The following is a 2,795-nucleotide window of genomic DNA, read 5'->3' as shown; positions in this document are numbered from 1 at the left end:
TTCCCCGGCAATGGGGCCAGAACAGGCTCAATCATTGCCCCCCAGATGCTGTTCCATCACCTCCAGAAACGCCCGGGCAGCAGGCGTCGGGCTGGAGGACCACACGGCATACAGGTGCCGCACCGGCGCATCTACCAACCGCGCCAGTGCCACACCTTCGAAACCCTGGGCCACCCGTTCCGGCACCAGGCCCACCGCCATGCCCCGCTGCACGAACTTTTCCACCAGGCGCACATGGCCGATCTCGAATTGCACCCGATGCTGCAGCCCCGCTGCCTGAAACGCCTCATCTGTCTGGCGCCGCGCCCCGGTGCCTTCGGGGAAATCCACCAGCACTTCATCCGCCAGATCGGCCAAAGCCAGCTGCCCGCAGCCGGCCAGCCGATGATCAACCGGCAACAACGCCACCAGTTCCTCCCTGGCCAGCAACCGATGCTGCACGCCCTGCACCACCTCGCCCTGCCACAGGCCAATGAAACCAACGTCCAGGCGCCGCTCGACCACATCGGCTATCAGCCATTCGCTCTTGGCCGTGATCCAGCGCACATCCACATCCGGGAATCGTTCGTGGAACACGGCCAGCAAGTCGACCAGGTCCAGCGCCGTGAGCGAGCTGATTTCCCCTATCGCCAGCCGCCCGCGCACCTGCCCGCATGCCGCCGCCACGTCATCGGCAATGCGCCGGGCCGCGTCCACCGCCGGCCGCGCGCTGAGCACAAAGGCCTCACCGGCAGGCGTCAGGCGCACCCGCCGCGAACTGCGCTCAAACAGGCTTACACCCAGCTGCGCTTCCAGCCGCGCCACCTGGTGGCTGAGCGCCGACTGCACCACATGGCAGCGCTCAGCGGCACGGGTAAAACTGCCAGTGTCGGCCACGGCGAGGGCGTATTCGAGCTGCTTGAGGTTCATCGATCTATCTGCTTTCAAGATGGATAAGCTGAAAACTATACATTGGTGTCATGCCTGACACTTCTTGATAATTCCCCCACTTCCTACTGCCCGCCAAGAGAACCGCATGAACGCCCCCACTCTCAGCCGCGCCATGATCCTGCTGATGGCCACCGCCACCGGCCTGGCCGTGGCCAGCAACTACTACGCCCAACCGCTGCTGCACAGCATCGCCCAGCAGTTTGGCCTGAGCACTGCCAGCGCCGGCAGTATCGTCATTGCCGCACAGCTCAGCTATGGCGCCGGCCTGTTGCTGCTGGCGCCGCTGGGTGACCTCTTCGAGCAGCGCCGGCTGATCACCGTGATGACCGCCATTGCCACGTTAGGGCTGGTCATCAGTGCATGTGCGCCGAGCCTGCCCTGGCTGATCCTCGGCACGGCGCTGACCGGGCTGTTCTCGGTGGTGGCGCAGATTCTGGTGCCCATGGCCGCGACCCTCAGCGAGCCGCATCAGCGTGGGCGCGCAGTCGGTACGCTGATGAGCGGCCTGCTGCTGGGCATCCTGCTGGCACGTACTGCTGCCGGTTTTATGGCCGAACTGGGCGGCTGGCGCAGCATCTACGTGTTGGCCGCTGTGCTGATGGCGGTCACCGCGGTGGCGCTGTACCGCAGCCTGCCGCAGCATCACAGCCATGCCGGGCTGAAGTACCCGGCACTGATCGGCTCGGTGTTCCGCCTGTTCGTTGAAGAACCGGTCCTGCGCCTGCGCTCGCTGCTCGGCCTGCTGGCGTTCAGCCTGTTCGCCCTGTTCTGGACGCCCCTGGCCTTTTTGCTGACCAAGGGCCCCTACCACTACTCCGATGCAGTGATCGGCCTGTTCGGCCTGGCCGGTGCAGCCGGTGCGCTGTCGGCGAACTGGGCCGGGCGCCTGGCCGACCGCGGCAAAGGCGCGCTGGGTACCACCGTGGGCCTGGTGGTGTTGCTGCTGTCGTGGGTGCCGCTGGGCTTTGCCCAGCAGTCATTGCTGGCCCTGCTGCTGGGCGTGCTGATGCTCGACCTGGCGGTACAACTGGTGCACGTGAGCAACCAGAACGCAGTGATTGCCCTACGCCCCGAGGCACGTACGCGGCTGAACGCCGGGTATATCACCTGCTATTTCATTGGCGGGGCGCTGGGGTCATTGCTGGGCACGCAGTTGTTCCAGTACCAGGGCTGGATGGGCATTGTGGCGGCGGGCCTGGTGATTGGCGGGCTGGCGTTGCTGGTGTGGGGCCTGGCCGAGCGTAAGCGCAAGACCACCTTGCAGGTGGCCTGAAAGATACCCGCGAAGAGGCCATTAGCCACGGCGACAATGCACCGCACGACCCTCCGTCGCATGGTCGTTGACTTGCCAGGCCAGGCAGCGCCCATTAGGCGCTGGTCAATGCCCTTTCCTGACAGGACGACTTTATGACAAGACTCACGGTGCAATCCGGCGATTTCTTGCAAGGTGAAGGCGAGTATCGCAACGGATCGCTCACACTCAAGACCCCGCGCAGCCCGTCACCGGGTGAGCGGATTTCCCTGGCCCGCATCAGCGACCTCCGGCTGGCCAGCCTGGAAACCAGCCGCAGCCTGGGCAGCGCCCTGGGCTGGGGTGTGGCGGGGGCCCTGGTGGCCGGGCCGGTGGGCTTGCTTGCCGGGCTGTGGCTAGGCGGCAAGGAGCAAGAAGCTACCTTCCTGGCCACCTTCAAGGATGGTCGCAAGCTCATGGCGATTACCGACGGCAAAACCTGGTCGAAGATCGATGACAGTTGGCGGCAGCACAATCACCCTGCCAACCAGGGCTGAATATCGCGGGGCCTGGATCGTTTTATGCTGAAGGCGGCTGTTAAGATGCCGCCTTTTTCATGGCCTGTGCCGGCCAC

At 65.0% G+C, this 2,795-nt stretch carries 3 protein-coding genes; 2 read left to right on the top strand and 1 reads right to left on the bottom strand.

What is annotated here, in order from left to right:
* Positions 1 to 27 precede the first annotated feature (27 nt).
* Positions 28 to 909, bottom strand: coding sequence for a LysR family transcriptional regulator (locus tag ACK1VC_RS27395; protein ID WP_016485434.1), 882 nt, complete (start codon positions 907 to 909; stop codon positions 28 to 30).
* Positions 910 to 1,015: 106 nt separating this feature from the next.
* Between ACK1VC_RS27395 and ACK1VC_RS27390 the strand changes: the two genes are divergently transcribed.
* On the top strand, positions 1,016 to 2,203 hold the full coding sequence (locus ACK1VC_RS27390) for an MFS transporter (RefSeq protein WP_191087379.1): 1,188 nt from the start codon (positions 1,016 to 1,018) through the stop codon (positions 2,201 to 2,203).
* Positions 2,204 to 2,337: 134 nt separating this feature from the next.
* Positions 2,338 to 2,718 (top strand): hypothetical protein, encoded by a 381-nt coding sequence (locus tag ACK1VC_RS27385; RefSeq protein WP_060518452.1) that lies wholly within the window; start codon positions 2,338 to 2,340, stop codon positions 2,716 to 2,718.
* The last annotated feature ends 77 nt before the right edge of the window (positions 2,719 to 2,795 follow it).

Source organism: Pseudomonas sp. XP2 (assembly GCF_053557975.1).
This window is presented reverse-complemented; position numbering and strand designations above follow the sequence as displayed.

What these genes read in the sequence shown, in the direction of transcription:
- ACK1VC_RS27395 (WP_016485434.1), bottom strand. Translation starts at nt 909, where the DNA reads ATGAACCTCAAGCAGCTCGAATACGCCCTCGCCGTGGCCGACACTGGC.
- ACK1VC_RS27385 (WP_060518452.1), top strand. Translation starts at nt 2,338, where the DNA reads ATGACAAGACTCACGGTGCAATCCGGCGATTTCTTGCAAGGTGAAGGC.
- ACK1VC_RS27390 (WP_191087379.1), top strand. Translation starts at nt 1,016, where the DNA reads ATGAACGCCCCCACTCTCAGCCGCGCCATGATCCTGCTGATGGCCACC.